This window comes from Sporosarcina koreensis, from assembly GCF_001531445.1.
Taxonomy (GTDB): domain Bacteria; phylum Bacillota; class Bacilli; order Bacillales_A; family Planococcaceae; genus Sporosarcina; species Sporosarcina koreensis_C.
In genome coordinates, this window is sequence record NZ_LQYA01000198.1 from 163,160 (window position 1) to 165,314 (window position 2,155).

The 2,155-nt window shown below is 48.1% G+C and carries 2 protein-coding genes; both read left to right on the forward strand.

The genetic code is table 11. The features are described from left to right. Positions 1-242 (forward strand): hypothetical protein (locus AWV70_RS24860; RefSeq protein WP_235588750.1); only part of this gene is annotated, 242 nt, incomplete at its 5' end. Between the two features lie 171 nt (positions 243-413). Then, entirely contained in the window at positions 414-1,892 is a 1,479-nt protein-coding gene (gene hutH / locus AWV70_RS18715; RefSeq protein WP_060210043.1) for a histidine ammonia-lyase, read from the forward strand. Positions 1,893-2,155 lie beyond the last annotated feature (263 nt).

Below are 2,155 nucleotides of genomic sequence, written 5' to 3' on the forward strand. Positions count from 1 at the left end.
GCAAAAATATTGATATTGAAATGAAAGGAATGAAGGGGTACTATCATGATCCATTTTCGGCACTTTATGATGCGGAAGGAAAAGAGTTATCTATGAAGTCAGGATCCTTTTACATGCGGGGCGACGATGAAATTCACATTGGAATCGAATTGTCCAATAAAAAGTTTACAAACCCGCTGAGATTTCCCTTACATGCATATCCTTCCTATATAAAAGGCAATGTCCAAATTAAGATTAAATAACGAAAAATCCACGGCACTATTCAATTGCCGTGGATTTTTCATTGCGTCAGTACACTAAAACAACATCACATTACTATAGAACAAGTTTTCGTAAAAATCACCAAATTCCATTTCATATCGTGTACGATGGTCAGTGAGAAAACGTTTTCATTAGCCGAAAGGATGGTTTGGATGATTGAATTAACTGGATCTTCTCTGACACTCGAACAATTGGAAGGTATTTTATATAAAGGGAAACAGGTAGTGTTGAATGCGGATGCATTGGAACGCGTTCAAAAGAGCCGGGAAGCGGTTGATCGGATTGTTGAAAATGACAAGACGGTGTATGGCATCAATACCGGCTTCGGCAAATTCAGCGATGTGAAAATCGATGAAAAGGATACGAAGGCGCTGCAGCTGCATTTGATTCGCTCACATGCATGCGGTGTTGGTGAGCCTTTTTCGGAAGCTGTTTCGCGAGCTATGGTCGTGCTACGATTGAATGCACTTCTGAAAGGTTTTTCGGGCATCCGAGTTGAAGTGTTGGAACGTTTTGCGTTCATGGTGAATAACGGAATTCATCCTGTCATCCCGCAGCAAGGATCGCTCGGTGCATCAGGGGATCTTGCGCCGCTTTCCCATTTGGCATTAGTGCTGTTAGGGGAAGGATTCGTTTGGCGTGACGGTGGGCAAGTGCCTGCTGCTCAAGTTTGGAAGGAATTCAGGCTGGAGCCAATCGTCCTCGAAGCGAAGGAAGGACTTGCGTTGATAAACGGCACGCAGGCAATGACTGCCCAAGGTGTCGTCAATTATTTGGAGGCGGAGAAGCTTGCGTACAGCAGCGAATGGATTGCCGCTATGACGATGGAGGCACTGCATGGAATTACAGACGCTTTCCATCCTGCAATCCATAAGGCGCGCGGCTACAAAGAGCAAGTGGATGTTGCATCAAGGATGTTGGGTTGGCTTAAGGACAGCCAATTGACGACGACGCAGGGAGAGAAGCGCGTACAAGACGCCTATTCGATCCGGTGCATCCCGCAAGTCCATGGGGCCAGCTGGCAAGTGCTTTCTTATGTGAAAGAAAAACTGGAGATTGAAATGAATGCGGCGACGGACAACCCGCTTATTTTTGAAGATGGAGAGGTCGTCGTTTCAGGAGGAAATTTCCATGGCCAGCCAATCGCATTTGCGATGGACTTTTTGAAAATCGGCATCGCGGAGCTTGCGAATATTTCGGAGCGCCGTATTGAACGGCTCGTCAACCCGCAATTAAATGAAGGCCTGCCACCATTCCTTAGCCCGCAACCTGGTCTGCAATCAGGCGCAATGATTCTGCAATATTCCGCGGCAAGCCTAGTATCGGAAAATAAAACACTGGCACATCCTGCATCCGTCGATTCGATCCCTTCCTCGGGCAACCAGGAAGATCATGTGTCGATGGGGACGATTGGTTCAAGGCATGCGCAGCAAATCATTAAGAATGCAAGAAATGTCTTGGCCATCGAAGCGTTATGCGCCATGACAGGCTGCATGTTCCGAGGGGTTGATAAAATGGCGCCGAAAACACGCAAGGAGTTGGAAGAACTTCTGCAAGTTGCGGCTCCGATAACTGAAGACCGGATTTTCGGACCGGATATTGAAAAGATTGCCGACTACTTGAATAGGTAAGATAGAGAGGCTGCGCGCGAGTCAGTGAAGACTGAAGTTCTGCGGCAGCCTCTTATTATATACGACTAAAAAAACCTCCCACGCCTAAAGCAAACTGCCGCGCGACCAAAGCAAATCAATTCGCTGCGCGTCCAAAGCAATTCGCCGCGTATCCAAAGCGATTCGCCGCGCGCCCAAAGCAAATCGCCGCGCGTCCAAAGCAAGCCGCCGCGCGTCCAAAACGAGCCGCTGCGCGCCCAAAGCAATTCGCTGCGCGTCCAAAG